We start from the raw sequence: 25,410 nt of genomic DNA on the forward strand, positions 1-25,410 counted from the left end.
AGTAGAACGTCGCCTGGTAAACAAAAACATCAGCTAATACGCTGATGTTTTTTTGTATTCAATTTTGATATATCAGACCTTAACATGACCTTACATATAGATAGAGAGACTATCAAAAGTCTAAACGACAAGTTTAAGAATATCCCCAAATAGTTCAGCAAATAATTAACAGGTTACTTTACTTCTGCCAAAAGTTAATAAAGTACACAATAATATAAATGCTGGGCAAACACCCTTAATTATAAATCTACATAACCTAGATTGAATGGAGGGAAAAAGATGAGAGGAAAAATACTCAATTATTATGCAGGTGGTAATACTGCAAAAGGGTTTTATAATCTCTATGACTCAGCTTTAGAGGATTTAGAAAAACTATTCATTCTAAAAGGTGGTCCAGGTACTGGGAAATCAACTTTAATGAAAACAATTGGAGAATTGATTGTAAATAAGGGGATCGATATTGAATATTTACATTGTTCTTCAGATACCAATTCAGTTGATGGCTTAATTATCCCGAAATTTCAAATTGGTATAGTAGACGGAACAGCACCACATGTAATTGAACCAAAAGCTCCAGGGGTTATTGAAGAATATGTGAATTTAGGTGTTGCTTGGGATTCTAAGAAATTATCCATGCACAAGGAAGCAATACTAACACTAAATGATGAAATTTCCAAGAAGTTTCAAACAGCATATAACACATTTGCGGCTTCATTAAGGGCTCATGATGAGATCGAAGAAATATATATTTCCAATATGAACTTTTTAGAAGCTAATAAACTGACCGACGAATTGATAGTGCTATTTTATGGTAATGACAGTAATACTGAAAAAGACTCCAAAGTAAAACATAGATTTTTAGGTGCAGCAACTCCGAGTGGTGCGGTAGATTATATTCAAAATTTAACAGAAGAAATCGAAAAGCGATATTTTATTAAAGGTAGAGCTGGTTCCGGTAAATCAACAATGTTAAAGAAAATAGCAGCTGCAGGAGAAGAAAGAGGATTTGATGTAGAGATTTATCATTGTGGATTTGATCCAAACAGCCTTGATATGGTCATTATTCCTGAAAAGGGCATTGCAATCTTTGACAGCACGGCACCACATGAATACTTTCCTGATCGTGAAAACGATGAGATTATTGATATGTATGAAAGATGTATTACGCCAGGAACAGATGAGAAATACGCAACTGAAATCGAAAGAACAACAAATTCATACAAAGATAAAATGAAAGAGGCAATATCTTATTTGGCAGAGGCTAAAGTTCTTAGAGACGAATTAGAAGCTATTTATATTGGAGCTATGGACTTTTCAAAAGTTGATAAAATTCAGTCTGAATTAATAGAGGAAATTGAAAGTATTATAAAATATTAGTATTTTCTAATTTGAAACAGGTGTACCTATATAGGTACACCTGTTGTTTATTTTTAAAGATGGGAAGTATTAGTACTTTTTAGTCATTTTTTTATGCTACATTCGTGAAGGAGAAAATACGAAATTTCATGAAAAGGTAGCGATGATGACAGTGGATATGCAGCATCTGTTTTCAGGGTCAACGGAAATTATTATTCACCAGGAACAGCTCAAACTTTACTAGTAAATATTGAACCAAAGAGTATTGTAATTGGTGGAGCTGACAATGCATTTAATCACTCGTATACTACTTGGGGAGATCAAAGTGCTAAGTATATGAGTGAATGGATGGTACTTTCGAACGGCAGCGTATATCCGACTACAAATATTAGTAAAAACAGAGTAGCCTCAGTCGACTTCTTTGCTCAAAACAGGGTAGATTGGAAGTTCAATGTGAAAGATGTAAATGGAAATATAGTTGATACATTTGAATATAAAAATCAAAAAGAAGTGCACACAAAATGGGTTCCAAAAGCAGATCTGCCAAACGGCACATATTATATCTCTGCTAATGTTACAACAAAAGATGGATTTAAAGTAACATCAACTCCGACTAAAGTAACGGTTCTTCAATAAAAGTCAAGAATTGAAAAAGCTATCTTTCCTATTTATTATAGGGATAGATAGCTTTTTTGTTCTTCTTAATTATTCGATACTATGAAATCCGAATATGAATTAAAAACATTACAGTAGCTATGAGTAATTTAACTAAAATAGACATCATAGAATGTAAAAAACCTAGTAAAACACGAACATTAAAATATTTTTTAAGAAAAACATTCATATTTTGTTGAAAAAAGAGTTATAAATTGATACTATAGAGATAGGAAATTTAGCAAACCTCATATAAGTTTGGGAATATGGCCCAAAAGTTTCTACCTAGTAACCTTAAATTACTGGACTATGAGGGGAAGTTAATCACACGTGTACGTAAATTAGTATACGCCTAAGTAGATTATCTTTCTCGCCATAGAGAAATAATTCTATTTAGGCGTTTTTTGTTGGAAATTTTTTGTAAAAATAAAAAAATAGCGAATAAACTTGGGGGAAAAGCAGATGAAACCGGTAGTTGGGGTCATTATGGGGAGTACAAGTGATTGGGAAACAATGAAACACGCTTGTGATGTGTTAGAAGAGCTTAATATAAGCTATGAGAAACGAGTTGTTTCAGCACATCGTACACCAGATTTAATGTTTGAGTATGCAGAATCAGCTAGAGAACGCGGTATTAAAGTAATCATTGCAGGTGCAGGCGGAGCTGCTCACTTACCAGGAATGGTAGCAGCAAAAACGACACTTCCAGTAATTGGTGTACCAGTACAATCAAAAGCTTTAAATGGATTAGATTCATTATTATCAATTGTGCAAATGCCAGGCGGAGTACCTGTTGCAACTGTTGCAATTGGTAAAGCAGGTGCGACGAATGCAGGCTTACTTGCAGCTCAAGTATTAAGTATCCAAGATCAAGAAGTTTATTTAGCATTAGAAACTCGTCGTGAAAACACTACTAAACAAGTACTAGAAAGTAGTGAATCAATATGAATAGCAAAGTAATTCTACCAGGACAAACAATAGGGATCATCGGGGGAGGCCAACTTGGAAGAATGATGGCGCTTTCGGCGAAAGAAATGGGCTATAAAATAGCTGTTTTAGATCCTACTCCAAACTCGCCTTGTGGGCAAGTATCTGATATAGAGATTACGGCTGAATATTCTAATATAGAAGCAATTAAACAGCTTGCGAAAGTAAGTGATGTTATAACATATGAATTTGAAAATATTGATGTAAACGCTCTTGAGTATTTGGATCAACATTCTTATTTACCTCAAGGCAGTGAGTTATTAAAGCTTACAAGAAATAGATTAACTGAAAAAACAGCTATTCAAAATTTAGGTATAAAGGTTGCTCCATTTCAACTAGTAGAAAATGAAGAGCAATTTTCTGAGGCAGTTACGAAAATAGGTTTACCAGCTGTTTTGAAAACGACAACAGGTGGTTATGACGGAAAAGGGCAAGTTGTTTTAAGAGCTGAGGAAGACTTTGTTGAAGCGTTAGAACTTGTAAAAAAACAGCAATGTATTCTTGAGGGCTGGGTTCCTTTTGAAAAAGAATTGTCAATAATTGTCGCAAGAAATAGTAATGGAGAGGTAAATACGTTTCCAATAGCAGAGAATGTTCATATAAATCAAATTCTGCATACTTCATCTGTACCGGCAAATACATCAAAATCAGTAATAGAAACAGCAGAGAACTATGCAAAAAAAGTAGCTAGCTCATTTCATCTTGTAGGTGTTTTAGCAATTGAGTTATTTGTAACAGAAGATGAGCAGGTTTATATTAATGAATTAGCTCCGCGTCCACATAATACAGGACACTATACGATGGAGGCAGTTGAAACTTCACAGTTTAAGCAGCATATTCGAGCGGTTTGTAATTTACCATTAGGGAATACGGAATTACTTAAACCAGTTGTAATGGTAAATATATTAGGTGAACATGTTGAAGAAGTATTGAATGTAATGCAAAATGATAGTACATTAAATGTCCATCTTTATGGAAAAGAAGAAAGCAAAAAAGGCCGTAAAATGGGACATATTAATATAATGGCAGCATCAACAGAACTAGCGATGCAAAAAGTACAAGAGTTAGGGATTTGGGAACAAAACCCGGTGGAGGTAATAATATGATTGAACGTTATTCACGCCCAGAAATGGCAGCAATTTGGACAGAAGAAAACAAATTTAAAGCTTGGTTAGAAGTTGAAATCTTAGCATGTGAAGCATGGGCTGAATTAGGAGATATTCCTAAAGAAGACGTAAAAGTGTTACGTGAAAAAGCTTCTTTCGATATAAACCGAATTTATGAAATTGAAAAAGAAACACGTCATGACGTAGTTGCATTTACACGTGCAGTGTCTGAAACATTAGGCGACGAACGTAAATGGGTACATTATGGTTTAACTTCAACTGATGTAGTAGACACGGCACTTTCATACTTACTACGTCAGGCAAATGATATCTTATTAAAAGATTTAGAGAATTTCATTGGAATTCTTGAAACGAAAGCTAAAGAACATAAGTACACAGTAATGATGGGACGTACTCACGGTGTACATGCAGAACCAACTACTTTTGGTTTGAAACTGGCATTATGGACTGAAGAAATGAAGCGTAACTTAGAGCGATTTAAGAATGCGATTGAAACAGTTCGAGTAGGCAAAATCTCAGGCGCAGTTGGAACTTACGCAAATATTCCTCCGTTTGTTGAAGAATATGTTTGTGAAAAGTTAGGAATTCAAGCAGCTCCAATTTCAACTCAAACTTTACAGCGTGATCGTCATGCTCACTACATGGCAACATTATCTTTAATTGCAACTTCAATTGAGAAGTTTGCAACTGAAGTACGTGGATTACAAAAAAGTGAAACACGCGAAGTTGAAGAATTCTTTGCAAAAGGTCAAAAAGGCTCTTCTGCAATGCCACATAAACGTAATCCAATCGGATCTGAAAACATGACAGGATTAGCTCGTGTAATTAGGGGTCATATGGTTACGGCTTATGAAAATGTATCACTTTGGCATGAAAGAGATATCTCACATTCATCTGCAGAAAGAATCATCTTACCAGATGCAACAATACTTTTAAATTACATGTTAAATCGATTTGGAAATATTGTTAAAAACCTTACAGTATTCCCTGAGAATATGAAACGTAACATGGACCGTACTTACGGACTAATTTATTCTCAACGTGTACTTCTTGCTTTAATTGAAAAAGGAATGTCACGTGAAGAGGCTTATGATACTGTTCAACCAAAAGCAATGGAAGCTTGGGAAACTCAAGTACAGTTTAAAGAGCTTGTAGAAGCAGAAGAGAAAATTACTTCTTTATTATCTCAAGAAGAAATTAATGATTGCTTTGACTACAGCTACCACTTAAGTCAAGTCGATACAATTTTTGAACGCTTAGGATTAAATTAATAAATATTGTTTGGCTAAGATTAGAGAAAAAAATTCTTAGCCAAACAATTCAAATAACAGATAAAGCATAAATTCTATTGGGTGTCTAAATGAGGATATGGGAGGCATTGTTAACATGGCAGAGCAAGTAATGTTGTATGAGGGAAAAGCAAAAAGAATTTTCTCAACTGAGAATCCTGAAATTGTAAGAGTTGTGTACAAAGATTCAGCAACTGCATTTAACGGTGAAAAGAAAGCAGAAATTGCCGGTAAAGGTCGCTTAAATAATGCAATTACTAGTTTACTATTTTCAAAGTTAATGGAATCAGGTATTGCATCACATTTCGTAGAAAAAACATCAGAACTTGAACAACTTGTAAAACGAGTAACAATTGTACCAATTGAAGTAGTTGTTAGAAATATCGTTGCTGGTAGCTTATCGAAACGCATGGGATTAGATGAGGGTGTTAAGTTAGAAAAGCCAATCATTGAGTTTTATTACAAACGTGATGATCTAGGTGATCCAATTATTAATGAAGATCATATCGCTGCACTTAAACTAGCAACAACTGAAGATCTTGAAACAATTAAAGAAATTGCTCTCCGTGTTAATGATGTGCTAGTAGAACAGTTTAATGCATGTAATGTTCGATTAGTCGATTTTAAATTAGAGTTTGGCAAATTAAATGATGGAACAATTTTATTAGCAGATGAGATTTCACCAGATACTTGCCGATTATGGGATAAAGATACAAACGCGAAATTTGATAAAGATGTATTCCGTAGAGATTTAGGTAACTTAACAGATGGATACGAAGAAATTTTAAAACGCTTAGGGGGATTATCATGTTCAAAGTAAGAGTATTCGTTACATTAAGAGAAAGTGTTTTAGATCCACAAGGAAATGCAGTTAAAAACGCACTTCATAGCATGAATTTTAACGAAGTTCAAGATGTTCGTATCGGTAAATATATGGAATTATTAATTGATAAAAATGTTGCAGATTTAGATACTACAGTAAAAGAAATGTGTGAAAAGTTATTAGCAAACATCGTAATTGAAGATTACCGTTATGAGGTAGAGGAGGTAGTCGCACAGTGAAGTTTGCAGTAATTGTGTTCCCGGGCTCAAATTGTGATGTTGATATGTATCATGCAATCAAAGATGAGTTAGGCGAAGAAGTAGAATACGTATGGCATGATTCAACGAATTTAGATGAATTTGATGGTATCTTATTACCAGGTGGCTTCTCATATGGAGATTACTTACGCTCTGGCGCAATTGCAGGTTTTGCAAACGTGATGGATGCCGTGAAGAAAGCTGCTGCTGAAGGTAAACCAGTATTTGGCGTTTGTAATGGATTCCAAATCCTAACTGAAGCAGGTCTACTACCAGGTACTCTTAGACGTAATGAGAAATTAAAATTTATGTGTAAGCCTGTTGAGTTAATTGTTGAAAACAATGAATCAATGTTTACAACTGGTTATGAAAAAGGTCAAGTAATTACAGTTCCAATCGCACATGGTGAAGGAAATTACTATTGCGATCAAGAAACATACGAATCACTTAAAAGTAATAATCAGATAATTTTCCGTTATCAAAATAATCCGAATGGTAGCTTAGATGATATCGCAGGAATTGTTAATGAAAAAGGAAATGTATTAGGAATGATGCCACACCCTGAGCGTGCAGTTGATGCATTATTAGGTAGTGCAGACGGACTTCAACTATTTCGTTCGATTGTAAGAAACTGGAGGGAAAACCATGTCGTTACTTCTTGAGCCAAATCCAATTCAAATTGAAAATGATAGAATTTATGCCACTATGGGCTTAACTGATGAAGAGTTTCAATTAGTCAAATCAATTATTGGTCGCAATCCGAACTATACAGAGCTTGGATTATTCTCAGTAATGTGGTCTGAACATTGTAGTTATAAAAACTCAAAACCTTTATTACGTAAATTCCCAATAAGCGGTGAGCATGTTTTACAAGGACCAGGTGAAGGAGCAGGTATTGTTGATATTGGCGATGAGCAAGCTGTAGTATTTAAAATCGAAAGCCATAATCATCCTTCTGCAATTGAACCGTACCAAGGTGCTGCAACTGGTGTAGGTGGAATTATTCGTGATGTATTTTCAATGGGAGCACGTCCTGTTGCACTTCTAAATTCTTTACGATTTGGTGAATTAGAAACTCCAAGAGTTAAGTATTTATTTGAAGAAGTTGTTGCAGGTATTGCTGGATATGGAAACTGTATTGGTATTCCAACAGTTGGTGGAGAAGTAAACTTCGATCCATGTTACGAAGGCAACCCTTTAGTAAATGCAATGTGTGTTGGATTAATCAATCATAAAGATATTAAAAAAGGTCAAGCGCATGGTGCTGGAAATACAGTAATGTACGTTGGAGCTTCAACTGGTCGTGATGGAATTCATGGTGCAACTTTTGCTTCTGAAGAGTTATCTGATGCATCTGATGAGAAACGCCCAGCGGTGCAAGTAGGCGATCCATTTATGGAGAAGTTATTACTTGAAGCATGTTTAGAAGTTGTTCAAAATGATGCTCTTGTTGGTATTCAAGATATGGGCGCAGCTGGATTAACATCTTCATCTGCTGAGATGGCTTCAAAAGCAGGAATGGGAATTGAGATGAATCTTGATTTAGTTCCTCAACGTGAAGCTGGTATGACAGCTTACGAAATGATGCTATCTGAATCTCAAGAACGTATGTTACTTGTTGTAGAAAAAGGTAGAGAACAAGAAATCGTAGACTTATTTGAAAAGTATGATTTACATGCTGTATCTGTAGGACGTGTTACAGATGATAAGATGCTTCGCTTACTTCATAATGGTGAGGTTGTAGCTGAATTACCTGTAGATGCTCTTGCTGAAGAAGCTCCAGTATATCATAAGCCATCAAGTGAACCTGCATATTATGGTGAGTTCCAAGCGATGGAAAACTATATTCCTGAAATTAGTGATTCAAAAGAAACGTTAAAACAATTACTTTCTCAACCTACAATCGCAAGTAAAGAATGGGTTTACGGTCAGTATGATTATATGGTTCGTACAAATACAGTAGTTGCTCCAGGTTCAGATGCTGCAGTAATCAGAATTCGTGATACAAAAAAAGCTCTAGCAATGACAACTGACTGTAATGCACGCTACTTATATTTAGATCCTGAAGTTGGTGGGAAAATTGCAGTAGCAGAAGCAGCTCGTAATGTAGTTTGTTCAGGTGCTCGTCCACTTGCAATTACTGATTGCTTAAACTTCGGAAATCCTGAAAAACCTGAGATTTTCTGGCAGTTAGAAAAAGCAACAGATGGTATGAGTGAAGCTTGTAATGTATTAAGTACTCCAGTAATCGGTGGTAACGTATCATTATATAACGAAACAAATGGTGAAGCAGTTTACCCAACTCCTGTAGTTGGTATGGTAGGTCTAATTGAAGATGTCGAGCATATCACGACTCAAAACTTTAAAACTGCTGGCGATTTAATTTATGTAATCGGTGGTGCAGAAGCTGAATTCGGTGGAAGTGAGCTTCAAAAATTATTAAATGGCAAAATCTTTGGTAAAGCACCAAGTATTGATTTAGCTGTTGAATCTAGTCGCCAAGAGCAAATTCTTGCTGCTATTCAAGCAGGTGTAGTTGCTTCAGCACACGATATTTCTGAGGGTGGTTTAGCTGTAGCGATTGCAGAAAGCACATTTGGTCCGTCAGAAGTTGGTGCAACTATTACGATCGAAGGAAATGAGGTTGTTTCATTATTTAGCGAAACTCAATCACGTTTCTTACTTTCAGTTAAACCTGAACATAAAGAACAATTCGAAGCATTAGTAGATGCAAAGTTAATCGGTACAGTTACAGAAGAAACATCAGTAACAGTTCGTAATGAAAACAATGAAACAGTTCTTCATGCTTCAGTTGAGGAACTGAAACAAGCTTGGAAAGAGGCGATCCCATGCTTGCTGAAATAAAAGGACTAAACGAAGAGTGTGGAATTTTTGGAATTTGGGGGCATACTGATGCTGCCCAAATCTCCTACTATGGTCTTCATAGCTTACAACATAGAGGCCAAGAAGGAGCTGGAATTGTTGTAACGGATGGGAATGAACTTGAAGGTGCAAAAGGACTTGGTTTAATAACAGAAGTTTTCAGTAAAGGTCAATTAAATGATTTACACGGAAAAGCTGCTATTGGACATGTTCGTTATGCAACTGCAGGCGGAGGCGGATATGAAAATGTTCAGCCTCTATTATTCCAATCGCATACTGGAAGCATTGCTCTTGCTCATAATGGTAATTTAGTAAATGCTTCAAGATTACGTAAAGACTTAGAAATGCAAGGTAGTATTTTTCAAACTACTTCTGATACTGAAGTGCTTGCTCATTTAATTAAACGTAATGGCTCTGCTCCATTAAAAGATAGCATTAAAGCCTCTTTAAATATGATCAAAGGAGCTTTCGCTTACTTAGTTCTAACTAAAGATGCAATGTATGTCGCACTAGATCCAAATGGCTTTAGACCATTGGCGTTAGCTAAACTAGGTGACGCTTATGTTGTAGCTTCAGAGACGTGTGCATTTGATGTAGTCGGAGCAAAATATATTCGAGATATTAATCCGGGAGAATTACTAATTATTTCAGACAATGGAGTGGAAACTGATCAGTTTACTTCATCAGTTAATCACACAATTTGTAGTATGGAATATATTTATTTCTCTCGTCCTGATAGCAATATTGATAATATCAATGTTCATGCAGCACGTAAAAATATGGGGCGTGTATTAGCTAAAGAAGCTCCTGTTGAAGCAGACGTAGTAATCGGTGTACCAGATTCAAGTATTTCAGCAGCAGTTGGTTACGCAGAAGAATCTGGTATTCCATATGAACTTGGTTTGATTAAAAATCGCTACGTAGGTCGTACGTTTATTCAGCCTTCTCAAGAACTTAGAGAGCAAGGGGTTAAGATGAAACTTTCTCCAGTTCGTTCGATCGTTGAAGGGAAACGTGTAGTAATGGTAGATGATTCAATTGTTCGTGGAACTACAAGCCGCCGAATCGTACAAATGTTACGTGACGCAGGTGCAAGTGAAGTTCATGTTCGTATTGGTGCACCACCATTGAAAAATCCTTGCTATTATGGTATTGACACTTCTACAAGAGAAGAGTTAATTGCTGCAACTAATACAATTGAAGAAATTTGCGAAGAAATTGGTGCAGATTCATTAGAATTTATTAGTTTAGAAGGATTATTAAATGCTATTGGTAGAAATCATGAGGGACCAAATAGAGGGCAATGTACTGCTTGCTTTACAGGGAAGTATCCAACAGTAATCTATGATGAAAATGAATTAGTACATTCTCATAATTAATATTAAAAAACAGAGGCGGTGAGCAAAGTCGCCGCCTCTTTTCAATTGAATCTATTCATAAGGAACTGAAAGGGGAAATCATCACATGGCGAATGCATATAAACAAGCTGGAGTAGATATCGAAGCTGGCTACGAAGCAGTGAACAGAATGAAGAAACACGTTCAAAAAACAATGCGTCAAGAAGTTCTTGGTGGATTAGGCGGATTTGGAGGAATGTTTGATCTTTCCAAATTCAATCTTAAAGAACCAGTTCTTGTATCAGGGACAGATGGAGTAGGAACAAAATTAAAATTAGCTTTCCAAATGGACCGTCACGATACGATTGGCATTGATGCAGTCGCGATGTGTGTGAATGATATTGTGGTTCAAGGAGCGGAGCCTTTATTTTTCCTAGATTACTTAGCAGTTGGCAAGGCTGTACCTGAACGAATTGAGCAAATTGTAAAAGGTGTATCTGATGGCTGCGTTCAAGCAGGCTGCTCATTAGTGGGTGGAGAAACTGCAGAGATGCCTGGTATGTATCCAGAAGATGAATATGATATTGCTGGTTTTGCAGTAGGGATTGTTGACAAGCCGAAGCTTGTAACAGGACAAAGCATTAAAGAAGGAGAAATCTTATTAGGAATCTCATCAAACGGGATCCATAGTAATGGATATTCTCTAGTTCGTAAGGTTTTATTAGAAAAAGGTGGCTTAACGCTTGATCAACACATTGATAAATTAGGTCATACTTTAGGCGAAGAACTACTACGCCCAACTAAAATTTATGTAAAACCAATCTTAAATGTCCTTAAAAAGTTTGAAGTAAAAGGTATGGCACATATTACTGGTGGTGGGTTTATTGAAAATATCCCAAGAATGCTTCCAGAAGGAATCGGTGCAGAAATTGATTACGGTTCATGGCCAATCCAACCAATCTTTGATTTATTAGAAGAGATTGGTGAATTAAAGCGTGAAGAAATGTTTAATATTTTTAATATGGGTATTGGTATGGTTCTTGCGGTTAGTGAAGAGAACTTACATGACACTATTAAACTATTAGAAGAAGACGGAGAAAAAGTATTTATTATCGGAAGAACAAAAGCAGGTGAAGGTGTAACCTTTGGCGGAGGTTCTCTGTAATGAAGAAGATTGCCGTATTTGCTTCAGGAAATGGCAGCAACTTTCAAGCCATTCTTGATGCAACTCTAAGCGGAGAAGTGAATGCTGAAGTGAAATTACTTGTTTGTGATCGTCCAAATGCATTTTGTATAGAACGTGCAAAGCAAGCAAATATACCATCATTTATATTTTCAGCGAAAAACTATGAATCAAAAGAGCAATATGAAGGTGAAATTATTACCCATCTTAAAGAGTTAAATGTCGAATTTATCGTATTAGCAGGCTATATGAGATTGATTGGTCCGACAATTTTAGACTCATTTCCTGGGAAAATAGTAAATATTCATCCTTCATTTCTACCATTATTTCCTGGAAAAGACGCAATTGGTCAAGCTCTCCTAGCAGGTGTCGAATCGACTGGTGTAACGGTTCATTTTGTCGATGAAGGAATGGATACTGGTCCAATTATTGCGCAAGAAGAAATTCTGATTGAAAAGGGAGATTCTAAGGAGTCTCTTGAGCAGAAGGTTCATAGTGTCGAGCATGTTTTATATGTGCAAACACTAAAAAAATTGTTTAGTTAATTAGATTAGATATAGAGCGTGAAATCGATTAGATAGGGGAATGTATATCATGAAAAAACGAGCTTTAGTTAGCGTTTCAGATAAACAAGGGATTATTGAATTTGTAAGTGGATTAATTAAACATGATTTTGAAGTTATTTCAACAGGTGGAACTTATAATTTATTAAAAGATGCTGGATTAAATGTAATTGGTATTTCAGAAGTAACTAACTTTCCAGAAATTATGGATGGTCGTGTAAAAACATTACATCCTTCAATTCACGGAGGTTTACTAGGTGTTCGTTCAAATGAAGAACATATGCGTCAAATGAACGAGTTAGGAATTCAGCCAATTGATTTAGTTTGTGTAAATTTATATCCGTTTAAAGAAACGATTATGAAGCCGGATGTTACATTTGAAGATGCAATTGAAAATATCGATATCGGTGGCCCTACAATGCTTCGTTCAGCAGCTAAAAATCATGAATTTGTATCTGTAGTAGTGGACCCAACAGATTATGAAGTAATTTTAGCTGAGTTAGCTGAAAATAACTCGGTTTCTATTGATACGAATCGTCGATTAGCTGCTAAAGTTTTCCGTCATACTGCAGCTTATGATTCATTAATTTCTAATTATTTAACAGAGCAAGTAGGAGAAGAAAATCCTGAAAGCTATACTGTTACTTACGAATTAAAACAATCTTTACGTTATGGTGAAAATCCTCATCAAAAAGCGACATTCTATCGTGCTCCAATGCCAACAGTTTCGTCAATTGCTTATGCAGAGCAATTACATGGTAAAGAGCTTTCTTATAACAATATTAATGACGCTAATGAAGCATTAAATATTGTACGCGAATTCTCAAATCCAGCTGTTGTCGCTGTAAAACACATGAATCCTTGTGGAGTAGGCGAAGGCACTACAATTGAAGAAGCATATGATCGTGCTTATACTGCTGATCCAGTTTCAATTTTTGGAGGAATTATTGCGACAAACCGTGAAGTTGATGCTGCAACAGCTAAGAAAATGCATGAATTATTCTTAGAAATTATTATCGCTCCTTCATTCAGTGAAGAGGCTTTAGAAATCTTAACTAGTAAAAAGAACTTACGTTTATTAACAGTAGACTTAGAAACTAAGCCTACGTTTGCACCTAAATTAACGACAGTTCATGGTGGCTTATTACGTCAAGACATGGATACATTTGGATTAGATGAAGCAACAATTACAGTCCCTACAAAACGTCAACCAACTGAAGAAGAGTGGGAGAATTTAAAATTAGGTTGGAAAGTTGTAAAACATGTTAAATCAAATGCAATTGTTTTAGCGAAGGATCATATGACAATCGGTGTTGGTGCAGGTCAAATGAATCGCGTTGGAGCCGCAAAAATTGCGATTGAACAAGCTGGCGAAAAATCAGTTGGCGCGGCGTTAGCTTCAGATGCATTTTTCCCTATGAATGATACAGTAGAAGCAGCGGCTAAAGCAGGTATTACAGCAATTATTCAACCGGGCGGATCAATCAAAGATGAAGATTCAATTAAAAAAGCTGATGAATATGGAATTGCAATGGTCTTTACAGGGGTTCGTCACTTTAAACATTAAGAAATAAGGAGATGACAAGATGAAAGTATTAGTCATTGGTAGCGGAGGCCGTGAGCATACAATTGCTTGGAAGGTAAATCAATCGGAGAATGTAACAGACGTATTTGTTGCTCCAGGAAACGATGGAATGATTGATGTTGCAACACTTGTCAATATTGATGAAAGTGACCATGAAGCACTTATTGCATTTGCCAAAAATGAAGAAATTGATTTAACAATCGTTGGTCCTGAAGTACCTTTAATGAACGGAATTGTAAATGATTTTCGAGCTGCTAATTTAAAGATATTTGGTCCAACTAAAGAAGCGGCAATTATTGAAGGAAGTAAAAGCTTTACAAAGGATTTAATGAAAAAATACGCGATACCGACTGCAGCTTATGAAACGTTTACTAGTTTTGAAGAAGCAAAAGCATATGTTGAAAAAGTTGGTGCACCGATTGTTATTAAAGCTGATGGATTAGCAGCTGGTAAAGGTGTAGTTGTAGCGATGACAATTGAAGAAGCAATCATAAGCCTTCATGACATGCTACTTGATGAAAAGTACGGCGATGCAAGTGCATCTGTAGTAATTGAAGAATATTTAGAGGGCGAAGAATTCTCGCTAATGTCGTTTGTTAATGGGAATAAGGTTTATCCTATGGTAATCGCTCAAGACCATAAACGTGCATATGATGGAGATAAAGGACCTAATACGGGTGGTATGGGTGCTTATTCGCCAGTACCACAAATCTCAGAGTCAGTTGTTGAACAATCTTTAAAAGAAATAGTAGTACCAGTCGCAGAAGCAATGATTTCTGAAGGAAGACATTTTACTGGAATACTTTATGCTGGTTTAATGTTAACAAGCCAGGGACCTAAAGTAATCGAGTTTAATGCAAGATTTGGTGATCCAGAGACTGAAGTTGTATTACCTCGTTTAGAGAGTGAGTTAGCGGAAGTATTATTAGCAATATTGAATGAAGAAGAAATCCGTTTAGAATGGTCAGAGGAAGCTGTTGTTGGAGTTGTACTTGCTGCAAATGGATATCCTGAAGTTCCTGAAAAAGGTGCTGTAATTTCTGGATTAAATAATGTTAGTAATGAAACGATGGTTTTCCACGCAGGTACAAAACTTGAAAATAATGAATATGTTACAAATGGTGGAAGAGTATTAATTATTGCACATAAAGGAAGTTCCATTAATGAAGCTTGCGAAAATGTATATAAACAAATTGATACGGTTCAATCAACTGGCTTATTCTATCGCCACGATATAGCGCATAAAGCAATTAAAGTAAATAATTAGTAAGAAAGGGTCGTCATTTATGATCAATGACGACCTTATTTCTTGTTAAAATAAGAACTAGTGTTCTATATTTATCTATACAATCTACTCCATTTTTGATAAACTACTTTTATGAAGGTTGAATATAATCTTCGAATGTATCTCCCTCGTCGTGTTTATCTGCCATAATCTTACATTTCTTACCTAGAGCAGTCATTGGGCAAAAACGTAATATTCCCTCTGCAACTTTCATGGCACCGATTATGATCAAAATGATTACAGAATTACTACATCTTCTGCGTGTAAGCTTTGCTGTGCCGTAAGCTAAAATTGTTAAGCCAGCAGTTATACGTATGAGTGCATTTATAATGCTAATATTTGGTCTCAACAGTAACTCCCCTTATAATAAGTATCAGTGACTACATCACTCTTTACCATTTTTCCCTATAATTGTTACAATATCATAGGAAACAATTAGTATTAATTACTTAAAATGGGGACGTAGGGTTACTTTTCCTTTCTAATAAGATACAATATTTTTATATTTTTGATAAAAAGTACTTAATAAAAATAGATAAATTAATGTTAAAAAACAATTCCGGAGGACAAAATGTACGATTATTCACAATGGAATCACATATTTAAATTAGATCCAAACAAAGAAATCTCTGATGACGAATTAGAAAAAATTTGTGAGTCAGGAACGGACGCAATTTTAGTTGGTGGAACGGACGATGTAACGTTAGATGCTACGATATCTCTACTAGTTAGAATAAGACGCTATGCAGTACCATGTATTTTAGAGGTATCAAACCTTGAAGCCGTAACTCCAGGTTATGATTTCTATTTTATCCCGACAGTTTTAAATAGTAATGATCCAAAGTGGATTATTGGAATGCATCAACAAGCAATGAAAGAATTTGCTCATTTAATTCATGCTGAAGAATTGGTAATGGAAGGTTATTGTATATTAAATGAAGATTGTAAGGCTGCAAAGCTAACAAGTGCAGTGACAGATCTTTCAATAGAAGATATTGTAGCTTATGCGGAAGTTTCTGAGCAATTATTAAAATTACCGATTTTTTATTTAGAATATAGCGGCACATATGGTTCACCCGAGGTGGTAGAAGAAGTATCGAACGTATTAAACAATACGAAATTATTCTATGGTGGTGGAATTTCAACAGCTCAACAAGCAATTGAGATGAAGCAATTTGCTGATACGATTGTTGTTGGGAATATTATATATGATAACTTACAAGAGGCTTTACAAACTGTGAAAGCTGTGAAAAAAGGAGCGACTAAGTAATGAAAACAGCAGAAGAATTATTGCAAGGTTTAAATCCAATGCAAAAAGAAGCCGTTAAAACGGTTGATGGTCCTTTATTAATTATGGCTGGAGCAGGTTCAGGTAAGACTCGAGTACTAACACATCGAATTGCGTATTTATTAGGTGAAAAAGGTGTCGCTCCTTGGAATATACTTGCGATCACATTCACAAATAAAGCAGCTAGAGAGATGCAAGAGCGGATTTTTAATCTAGTTGGAAAAGATGCAGAAGATATTTGGGTTTCAACATTTCACTCAATGTGTGTACGTATCCTTCGTAGAGATATTGATCGAATTGGCTTTAACAGAAGCTTTTCTATATTAGATACAACTGACCAATTAACAGTCATAAAAAATATTCTGAAAGAGAAAAACTTAGATTCAAAGAAATTTGATCCTCGTAGTATTCTAGGTTCTATTAGTAGTGCAAAAAATGAACTGCAAACTGCTGCAGATTATTCAAGAGATGCTTTTACTCCATATGAAAAAGTTGTTGGAGAAATTTATGCATCTTATCAAGATCGTCTACGTAAAAATCATTCTTTAGATTTCGATGATTTGATTATGATGACAATTAATTTGTTTGAACGCGTTCCAGAAGTACTACAATATTATCAACGAAAATTTCAATATATTCACGTGGATGAGTATCAAGATACAAACCATGCCCAATATAAAATTGTAAAATTACTTGCCGAGCAATTCAAAAATATTTGCGTTGTAGGTGATTCAGACCAATCAATTTATCGCTGGCGTGGAGCAGATATTTCTAATATTCTTTCATTCGAAAAAGATTATGAAAAAGCACAAGTTATTCTGTTAGAACAAAACTATCGTTCGACTCAAACGATCCTTGATGCAGCTAACGCAGTTATTACGAATAATTCAAATCGTAAAGCGAAAAAGCTATGGACAGAAAATGGACAAGGTACTCCGATTCATTATTTCAGAGCTGCGTCAGAACAAGATGAAGGATATTTCGTAGCTGGAAAGCTAGCCGAGTGGAAAAAAGAAGGCGTTCGTCAATATGGTGATGTTGCAATTCTATATCGTACGAATGCACAATCACGTGCAATGGAGGAAGTTTTAGTTAAGTCTAATATTCCTTATAAAATGGTCGGCGGAGTAAAGTTCTATGATCGTAAAGAGATTAAAGATGTACTTGCTTACTTAAGATTTATTGCCAATCCAGATGACGAGATCAGTTTTTCAAGAGTTATTAATGTGCCAAAACGTGGTGTAGGCGCGGCGTCTGTAGATAAAATTATTAACTATAGCATAATGAATGACTTATCTTTATCTGATACTTTAGAGCAAATTGATTTCGTAGGATTAAGTGGGAAAATCACGAAAGCAGTTGGAGATTTCCATGCTATGACGAAAAACTGGCAACAGATGCTAGATTATTTATCAGTAACTGAACTAGTTGAAGAAGTACTTGATAAAACAGGCTATATCCAAATGTTAAAAGATGAAAATACAATTGAATCTGCTTCTAGAATCGAAAATATTGAAGAGTTTTTAACAGTTACAAATGCTTTTGAAGAAAGCAGTGAGGATAAAAGTTTAGTATCATTTTTAACTGATTTAGCATTAGTTTCTGATATCGATCAAGCGGATAAAGACGAATCACAAGCAGATGAGGTTATACTTATGACGCTTCACTCTGCTAAAGGGCTAGAGTTCCCGGTAGTCTTTTTAATCGGTTTGGAAGAAGGTATTTTCCCACATAGTCGTTCTTTAATGGATGAAGAAGAAATGGAAGAAGAAAGAAGACTTGCATATGTAGGTATAACACGAGCGGAAAAAGATTTATATATTACAAATGCTCAAACACGTACACTTTATGGTCGCACTAGTGTAAACCAAGAATCTCGCTTTATTAATGAAATTCCTGAGGAACTATTAGATCGTGCTAATAAGAAAGTAGTAACAGAGCGCCGTGCTGTATCTAGACCAGCAGTGGCAATGAAAACAACAGGTGGAGAGTCACTCGGTTGGAGAGTTGGAGATAAAGCTTCTCATGGTAAATGGGGAATTGGTACAGTTGTAAGTGTAAAAGGAGAAGGCGAAGCAATGGAGTTAGATATTGCATTCCCAAGTCCTGTTGGTATTAAGCGTTTATTAGCAAAATTTGCTCCAATTACGAAAGCATAGAAGGGATGGAGAGCTCTTGGATCAAAAAATCATTGATAAAATTGAAGAACTACGAACAAAATTAAATCAATACAACTATGAGTATTACGTATTAGATCAGCCATCAGTGCCAGATGCCGAGTATGACTCACTATTACATGAATTAATTGGATTAGAAGAACAATATCCTTCTATTTTAACACCAGATTCTCCATCACAACGTATAGGTGGACAGGCAATTGATTTGTTCGAAAAAGTCGTTCACAGTCATCCAATGTTAAGTCTAGGAAATGCGTTTAATGAAGGAGATTTAAGAGATTTCGACCAAAGAATTAGGCAGGATTCTGCGGGGGTACCTTATGTTTGTGAACTTAAAATAGACGGCTTAGCCGTTTCACTTCAATATGAAAATGGATTGTTTGTCAAAGGTGCAACTCGTGGTGATGGTACAGTTGGGGAAGATATTACGCATAATTTAAAGACGATTAAAGCAATTCCATTAAGACTTTCTGAGCCAATTACGATAGAAGCTCGTGGTGAAGCATTTATGCCAAAAGCTAGCTTCGAAAAGGTAAATGAATCACGTGAAAAGAATGGAGAAGAATTATTTGCAAATCCAAGAAATGCAGCGGCTGGTTCATTACGCCAACTTGATCCAAAAATTGTGGCAAAGAGAGATTTATCGTTCTTCGTTTATGGATTCCCTACAGCTGAGGAATTTTCAATTCAAAAGCATAGTGAAGCATTAGATTATCTTCACAAACTTGGATTTAAAACAAATACTTTCCGCAAAACATGCCATACCATTGAAGAAGTAATTGAATACGTTGAAGAATGGAAAGAAAAACGCCCATCATTGCCTTATGAGATTGATGGAATTGTCATAAAAGTGGATGAATACAGTATTCAGAAAAAGTTAGGATCAACAGCAAAAGTACCAAGATGGGCTATTGCATTTAAGTTCCCAGCTGAAGAGGTAGTAACCAAATTAGTAGATATCGAATTAAGTGTTGGACGTACAGGTGTGGTAACGCCAACTGCAATTTTAGAACCTGTTCGTGTTGCAGGTACAGTAGTAAAACGTGCATCGCTTCATAATGAAGATTTAATTAAAGAAAAAGACATTCGAATTGGAGACTCGGTCGTTATTCGCAAGGCTGGAGATATTATTCCTGAAGTAGTAAATGTACTATTAGATCGTCGTATTGGTGATGAACAACCTTTTGCAATGCCAACTCACTGCCCTTCATGTGAACATGAGTTAATAAGAGTGGCAGGTGAAGTAGCACTACGTTGTGTAAATCCTTTCTGTCCATCTCAAATTCGTGAAGGATTAATTCATTTTGCGTCTCGTGATGCAATGAATATCGATGGTCTAGGCGAAAGAGTAGTATCGCAATTATTTGATGCTAATTTGATTAAGACATTTACAGACCTTTATCTTCTAACGAAAGAACAATTATTATCACTTGAACGATTTGGAGAAAAGTCAGCAGATAAATTAATTTCTGCAATTCAAACTTCTAAAGAAAATTCACTTGAAAAATTATTATTTGGTTTAGGTATTCGTCATGTTGGAGCTAAAGCTGCAAAAACATTAGCACAGCATTTCCAAATAATTGATCGATTGATGGAAGCGTCAGTTGAGGAAATAACCGGAATTAATGAAATTGGATCTAAAATGGCCCAGTCAATTAATGATTATTTTTCACAAGATGAAGTAAAAGAACTTATTTCAACGTTTAAAACTGTTGGAGTGAATATGGAATATAAAGGGATTCAAGTAGAAAATATTAATTTGGATTCTCTTTTTGCTGGTAAAACAGTAGTATTAACTGGTAAGCTAGAACAGATGACTAGAAGTGAGGCTAAGAAGCAATTAGAAGCACTTGGCGCAAAAGTAGCAGGAAGTGTTAGTAAAAGTACTGATCTAGTCATTGCAGGTGAGGCAGCTGGATCGAAATTAGATGCTGCACGTAAATTAAATATCGAGATTTGGGACGAAGAGAGAATGGTTAAAGAGCTTCAACCACAATAAAATTTCAATCAACTAGAGGACGGATTAATGATAGTAGTTCGTTCACTTATAAGTAGAAGGTGTGAGTTAGATGAAAAAACGTATAGGAATGCTCCTATGTTGTTTTTCGCTCATCTTATCTGGCTGTTCATTATCAATAAAGAATGAAGATAAGGTTGTACAAGAGAGCAAGAACAAAAAAGGGGAAGACGCAATAATACCCCGTTATTCAATTTCAAATGATTACTACAAGACAATACTTCCATTTAAACCGAGTAAAACAAGAGGTGCTGTCGTTGCAAATATCGATAATAGACTTGATATTAGTGAATTTGAATTAGGTTTAATGCGAATTGTACAAGAGCAATATTCAACAAAAGATTATCTGTATCAAGAAGGACAATTATTAAGTAAAAAAACGGTGGAATCTTGGCTAAAAAGGAAGTATACTCCTTCACAATTTAAACAAAAACAAGATGCACTAAAAGCGGCAAATTTAAAACCGAATTCGATTATAAATGATGGATTGAATCCAATTAAAACGGACACAAAAAATCTTACTGAAGATCAAAAAGCTAAACAAGCACCGATTTTTTTAAATTCTATTTTAGAGCAAGATTATCTAAAAAAGGACGGTAAAGAAGTTAAAGTTGAAGGCGTAGCAATTGGTTTAGCAATGAACTCTGTTTATTATTATCAAGAGGAGCACGGTTACCCAAGAGAGCTTAAAATTCCTCAAGATGAAATGATTAAACAAGGTAAAGCGATCGCTCAAGAAATATTGACGCGAGTGCGAAAAATGGACGAATTTAAAAATATACCAATCACATTTGCTATTTTCCGTCAGCAAAGTCAGTCATCTGTAGTACCTGGAAACTATGTTGCTATGGCTTCAGTTTCTGGAAATGACTTCTCGATTAGTAATTGGGATAAAATAAATGAGAAGTACTATTTATTCCCTTCAGCTGCTGCAACTGCAGATTACCGAGATGATGCAATGAAAATGGTTAATTTTAAATCAGATATAGAAAATTATTTTCCGAATTATACGGGTGTTGTAGGCACTGGTTTTTATAAGGATAATGAATTAATACAACTTAAAATTGATATACCTATGCAATTTTATGGTAAGGCAGAAGTCATAGCTTTTACTCAATATGTAGCGGGACTTATGATGGACCATTTCCCTTCATACTTAAAGGTTGAGACGAATATTTTCTCATCAAATGGACAGGAAGCACTCATCGTAAAAGATGTAGATGCTAAAGAACCAAGTGTGCATATTTATAACTAAAAGGAAGAGGACTACTCTTCCTTTTTTTTATGAAAGGGAAGAATCTGTAAGCGTTTCATATTTGAAGAATATATAGGAATATTGTATTATGTAAATGTGAGTTTTTTATACAGTAGTTATTCTACTAGCAATTGACTGAAAACACTGATAGAAAAACGGTTACAGTTGTTGCTATTTTCAAACTAAAGGGGGATTTATTCAATGGTTATACCTTACAAACATGAGCCATTTACAAACTTTGGCTTAGAGGAAAATCAAGAACAATACAAACAAGGATTAGCAAAAGTTTCATCTTATTTAGGTGAAAAATATCCACTAATCATTGGTGGAGAGCGTATCTTTACTGAAGAACAGATCGTATCTGTAAATCCTTCAAATCATAAAGAAGTTATTGGTTCTGTATCTAAAGCAAGCCGTGACTTAGCTGAAAAAGCTATGCAAATTGCTGATACAACTTTTAATACATGGAAAAAAGTTAAACCTGAAGTTCGTGCTGACATCTTATTCCGTGCGGCTGCAATTATTCGTCGTCGTAAACACGAATTCTCAGCTTTATTAACTAAAGAAGCTGGTAAACCTTGGAATGAAGCAGATGCTGATACAGCTGAAGCAATTGATTTCTTAGAGTTCTATGCTCGTCAAATGTTACAATTAAAAGACGGAATTCCTGTTGAAAGCCGTCCTGGTGAATATAACCGTTTCAACTACATTCCATTAGGAGTTGGTGTTGTAATCTCTCCTTGGAACTTCCCATTTGCAATCATGGCTGGAACAACTGTAGCTGCTGTAGTAACAGGTAACACTGTTCTATTAAAACCAGCAAGTACAACTCCAGTAGTTGCTTACAAATTCTTAGAAGTATTAGAAGAAGCTGGATTACCTGCAGGAGTAGTAAACTTCGTACCAGGTAGCGGTGCTGAAGTAGGAGATTACTTAGTTGATCACCCACGCACTCGTTTCATCAGCTTTACTGGTTCTAAAGAAGTAGGTATCCGTATTTATGAGCGCGCTGCAAAAGTAAACCCAGGTCAAATCTGGTTAAAACGTGTTATCGCTGAAATGGGCGGTAAAGACACAATGGTAATTGATAAAGAAGCTGATTTAGAATTAGCTGCTAAATCAATCGTTTCTTCTGCATTCGGATTCTCTGGTCAAAAATGTTCAGCATGTTCTCGTGCAGTAATTCACCAAGATGTGTATGATCAAGTTCTTGCTCGTGCAATCGAATTAACAAACGAATTAACTGTTGGAAACCCAGAAGACCGTTCAACTTACATGGGTCCAGTTAATGACCAAGCTGCTTTCAATAAAGTAATGAGCTACGTACAAATCGGACGTGAAGAAGGCCGTGTAGTAACAGGTGGAGAAGGAGACGATTCTACTGGTTGGTTCATCAAACCAACAATCGTTGCTGACGTTAAAGAAGATGCTCGTTTAATGAAAGAAGAAATCTTTGGACCAGTTGTAGCATTCTGTAAAGCTAAAGACTTCGATCACGCTTTAGAAATTGCTAACAACACTGAATACGGTTTAACAGGTGCTGTTATCTCTAACAACCGTGCAAACATCGAAAAAGCACGTGAAGATTTCCACGCTGGTAACTTATACTTCAACCGTGGATGTACTGGTGCAATCGTTGGTTACCAACCATTTGGTGGATTCAACATGTCAGGTACTGACTCAAAAGCAGGCGGACCAGACTACCTAGTTCTTCACATGCAAGGTAAAACAACTTCAGAAATGCTTTAATAAATAGAGTAAAGGCTTGTTTTATTGACAACCTTTAAAAGAAGAAACCCCACTAAGAAATGAATTTCTTTGTGGGGTTTCTTTGTATTACTATACAATTCCTAGCATTATAAACTAATAGATTAAAGTTACTTTTGTCTATAGTTTGTCTAAAAATCGAATGTTTTTCGAAACCTCAACTAGTTCCGTAGTAAATGCAATCAAGCAATTAGTATAATGGTTAAGAGAAATTTATTAAAAGTAAAGAATGTTAGAGGACTTTCGTATGAATCCTAAAAAAGATTTTATTAAATCCTATGACTTTATTATGCTAATTTTAATTTTTTGTCTGATGTTTACTAGTATTGTTGCGATCTATTCGGCCAGTAAAAGTGGTCAGTATCAGGGAGGTTTCGTAGCAAGGCAAAGTGTTTTTTATTTAATTGGACTTACAATATCAATATTAGTCGCGAAAATTGATCTTAATCGAATCAAAAGGATAAACTGGATTATTTATGGAATTTGTATTTTACTTTTAATCGTTTTAATATATTCTCCTGAAAGTATTGCGAGGCCAGTTAACGGGGCAAAAGCATGGTTTCAGTTACCGTTTATTGGTTCATTACAACCTTCAGAATTTATGAAGATAAGTTTGCTTATAAGTATTAGTGCGATGGTAGATAAGCATAATAAGGTATATAAAATAAATAATGTAAAAACTGATTTAATATTATTATGTAAAATTCTACTTATTTCGTTGCCACCTTCTTTAATTGTTCTTAAACAACCCGATACAGGAATGACTATGATTTTTCTTGCTATTATTTTCTCCATCATATTGTGCTCTAAGATTAAAACATCAATTGCGTTATTTCTAATATCAATTCCTACACTTATGATAACTACTCTTTTAGTTATTTTAACTAAATTTCCGAATTATTTTGAGGTAAGAATATTATCTTTACTAATGCCTTATCAGAGAAGTAGAATTGAAGGTTGGTTAAATCCATTTGAGCATAGTGATGCTGGATTTCAAACAAAACAGGGATTACTTGCAATTGGAACTGGTCAATTTTCTGGAAAAGGATACTTAAAAGGAGCTGTCTACATCCCAGAAGAACATACTGATTTTATTTTTGCAAATATCGGTGAAGAGTTTGGTTTTATTGGAGGGGCTGTAATCATCGTTTTGTTTTTTCTATTGCTAAGTAGAATAATGAATATTTCTTTAGATGCTTTGAAGAATACCAATAGTTTGTTTGGAACAATGATCTGTATTGGTACGATATCTGTATTAGCTTTTCAAATCTTTCAGAATATAGGAATGACAATAGGCTTGCTACCCGTAACAGGTATTACACTACCATTTTTAAGTTATGGTGGAAGTTCATTATTATCAAATATGATATTAATAGGATTAACACAATCAGTCAGGAATTCATATATTGGATACATTTTCTGTAATTTAGAAGGAGAGAAGTATGGATAAAGAAATATTCGGAAAGAGAATGGAAATTTTACTATTCATAGCAACTGGTTTGTTTTCGATTATCATTTTAAAATTGTTATACATTATAATAATTTAGAAAGAAAGTTTTTTTAATTAGGTGTTTTTA

General features: G+C 35.2%; 21 protein-coding genes and 1 riboswitch. Of the genes, 20 read left to right on the forward strand and 1 reads right to left on the reverse strand.

Annotated features, from left to right (window positions below; all coding sequences use genetic code 11):
* Positions 1-279: 279 nt before the first annotated feature.
* The 14 genes from COI44_RS18145 to purD all read left to right on the forward strand — a co-directional run bounded on the left by COI44_RS18145 (position 280) and on the right by purD (position 15,311).
* Positions 280-1,377 carry a PRK06851 family protein gene (locus COI44_RS18145; protein WP_098429188.1) on the forward strand — a complete coding sequence of 366 codons (1,098 nt, stop codon included), beginning with the start codon at positions 280-282 and terminating at the stop codon, positions 1,375-1,377.
* A 315-nt stretch (positions 1,378-1,692) separates the two neighbouring features.
* On the forward strand, positions 1,693-1,992 hold the full coding sequence (locus tag COI44_RS18150) for a flagellar hook assembly protein FlgD (RefSeq protein WP_098429189.1): 300 nt from the start codon (positions 1,693-1,695) through the stop codon (positions 1,990-1,992).
* Positions 1,993-2,238: 246 nt separating this feature from the next.
* Positions 2,239-2,340, forward strand: a riboswitch (purine riboswitch).
* Between the two features lie 132 nt (positions 2,341-2,472).
* The gene (gene purE / locus COI44_RS18155) at positions 2,473-2,958 is read left to right on the forward strand and encodes a 5-(carboxyamino)imidazole ribonucleotide mutase (RefSeq protein ID WP_098429190.1); all 486 of its coding nucleotides are present in this window, start codon (positions 2,473-2,475) and stop codon (positions 2,956-2,958) included.
* Entirely contained in the window at positions 2,955-4,103 is a 1,149-nt protein-coding gene (gene purK / locus COI44_RS18160; RefSeq protein WP_098429191.1) for a 5-(carboxyamino)imidazole ribonucleotide synthase, read from the forward strand. The genes purE and purK overlap by 4 nt, the downstream gene beginning before the upstream one ends.
* Entirely contained in the window at positions 4,100-5,395 is a 1,296-nt protein-coding gene (gene purB, locus COI44_RS18165) for an adenylosuccinate lyase (RefSeq protein ID WP_069032643.1), read from the forward strand. Before purK ends, purB begins: the two co-directional genes overlap by 4 nt.
* A 115-nt stretch (positions 5,396-5,510) precedes the next feature.
* On the forward strand, positions 5,511-6,233 hold the full coding sequence (gene purC / locus COI44_RS18170) for a phosphoribosylaminoimidazolesuccinocarboxamide synthase (protein WP_069032644.1): 723 nt from the start codon (positions 5,511-5,513) through the stop codon (positions 6,231-6,233).
* Positions 6,221-6,475, forward strand: coding sequence for a phosphoribosylformylglycinamidine synthase subunit PurS (gene purS / locus COI44_RS18175; RefSeq protein ID WP_098429192.1), 255 nt, complete (start codon positions 6,221-6,223; stop codon positions 6,473-6,475). The genes purC and purS overlap by 13 nt, the downstream gene beginning before the upstream one ends.
* Positions 6,472-7,155 carry a phosphoribosylformylglycinamidine synthase subunit PurQ gene (gene purQ / locus COI44_RS18180; protein WP_098429193.1) on the forward strand — a complete coding sequence of 228 codons (684 nt, stop codon included), beginning with the start codon at positions 6,472-6,474 and terminating at the stop codon, positions 7,153-7,155. The genes purS and purQ overlap by 4 nt, the downstream gene beginning before the upstream one ends.
* A complete protein-coding gene (gene purL / locus COI44_RS18185; RefSeq protein ID WP_098429194.1) occupies positions 7,139-9,358 on the forward strand; it encodes a phosphoribosylformylglycinamidine synthase subunit PurL in 2,220 nt (739 codons plus the stop codon). The genes purQ and purL overlap by 17 nt, the downstream gene beginning before the upstream one ends.
* Complete coding sequence (gene purF / locus COI44_RS18190) at positions 9,343-10,755, forward strand: amidophosphoribosyltransferase (protein ID WP_098429195.1); 1,413 nt, start codon at positions 9,343-9,345, stop codon at positions 10,753-10,755. Before purL ends, purF begins: the two co-directional genes overlap by 16 nt.
* An 85-nt stretch (positions 10,756-10,840) precedes the next feature.
* On the forward strand, positions 10,841-11,878 hold the full coding sequence (purM, locus tag COI44_RS18195) for a phosphoribosylformylglycinamidine cyclo-ligase (RefSeq protein ID WP_098429196.1): 1,038 nt from the start codon (positions 10,841-10,843) through the stop codon (positions 11,876-11,878).
* Positions 11,878-12,441: a phosphoribosylglycinamide formyltransferase gene (purN, locus tag COI44_RS18200; protein WP_098429197.1), complete on the forward strand. Its 564-nt coding sequence runs from the start codon at positions 11,878-11,880 to the stop codon at positions 12,439-12,441. Before purM ends, purN begins: the two co-directional genes overlap by 1 nt.
* A 49-nt stretch (positions 12,442-12,490) precedes the next feature.
* Complete coding sequence (gene purH, locus COI44_RS18205; RefSeq protein WP_098429198.1) at positions 12,491-14,026, forward strand: bifunctional phosphoribosylaminoimidazolecarboxamide formyltransferase/IMP cyclohydrolase; 1,536 nt, start codon at positions 12,491-12,493, stop codon at positions 14,024-14,026.
* A 19-nt stretch (positions 14,027-14,045) separates the two neighbouring features.
* Positions 14,046-15,311 carry a phosphoribosylamine--glycine ligase gene (gene purD, locus COI44_RS18210; protein WP_098429199.1) on the forward strand — a complete coding sequence of 422 codons (1,266 nt, stop codon included), beginning with the start codon at positions 14,046-14,048 and terminating at the stop codon, positions 15,309-15,311.
* A 109-nt stretch (positions 15,312-15,420) separates the two neighbouring features.
* On the opposite strand, the gene COI44_RS18215 is transcribed toward purD, so the two are convergent.
* Positions 15,421-15,678, reverse strand: a complete 258-nt coding sequence (locus COI44_RS18215; RefSeq protein WP_286163981.1) for a YgaP family membrane protein — start codon at positions 15,676-15,678, stop codon at positions 15,421-15,423.
* Positions 15,679-15,900: 222 nt separating this feature from the next.
* Here COI44_RS18215 and pcrB point away from each other — a divergent pair, with 222 nt between their 5' ends.
* From pcrB to COI44_RS18245, 6 genes are all read left to right on the forward strand, one after another.
* Positions 15,901-16,599, forward strand: a complete 699-nt coding sequence (gene pcrB / locus COI44_RS18220; RefSeq protein ID WP_098429201.1) for a heptaprenylglyceryl phosphate synthase — start codon at positions 15,901-15,903, stop codon at positions 16,597-16,599.
* Complete coding sequence (gene pcrA, locus COI44_RS18225) at positions 16,599-18,776, forward strand: DNA helicase PcrA (RefSeq protein WP_098429202.1); 2,178 nt, start codon at positions 16,599-16,601, stop codon at positions 18,774-18,776. Before pcrB ends, pcrA begins: the two co-directional genes overlap by 1 nt.
* Positions 18,777-18,792: 16 nt before the next feature.
* Entirely contained in the window at positions 18,793-20,793 is a 2,001-nt protein-coding gene (gene ligA, locus COI44_RS18230; RefSeq protein ID WP_098429203.1) for an NAD-dependent DNA ligase LigA, read from the forward strand.
* A gap of 70 nt (positions 20,794-20,863) precedes the next feature.
* Complete coding sequence (locus COI44_RS18235) at positions 20,864-22,066, forward strand: CamS family sex pheromone protein (RefSeq protein ID WP_098429204.1); 1,203 nt, start codon at positions 20,864-20,866, stop codon at positions 22,064-22,066.
* A 201-nt stretch (positions 22,067-22,267) separates the two neighbouring features.
* On the forward strand, positions 22,268-23,815 hold the full coding sequence (pruA, locus tag COI44_RS18240) for an L-glutamate gamma-semialdehyde dehydrogenase (protein ID WP_098429205.1): 1,548 nt from the start codon (positions 22,268-22,270) through the stop codon (positions 23,813-23,815).
* 265 nt (positions 23,816-24,080) lie between these two features.
* Positions 24,081-25,283, forward strand: a complete 1,203-nt coding sequence (locus COI44_RS18245; RefSeq protein WP_179887176.1) for an FtsW/RodA/SpoVE family cell cycle protein — start codon at positions 24,081-24,083, stop codon at positions 25,281-25,283.
* The last annotated feature ends 127 nt before the right edge of the window (positions 25,284-25,410 follow it).

The organism is Bacillus sp. AFS088145 (genome assembly GCF_002564465.1).
Lineage (GTDB): Bacteria > Bacillota > Bacilli > Bacillales > Bacillaceae_G > Gottfriedia.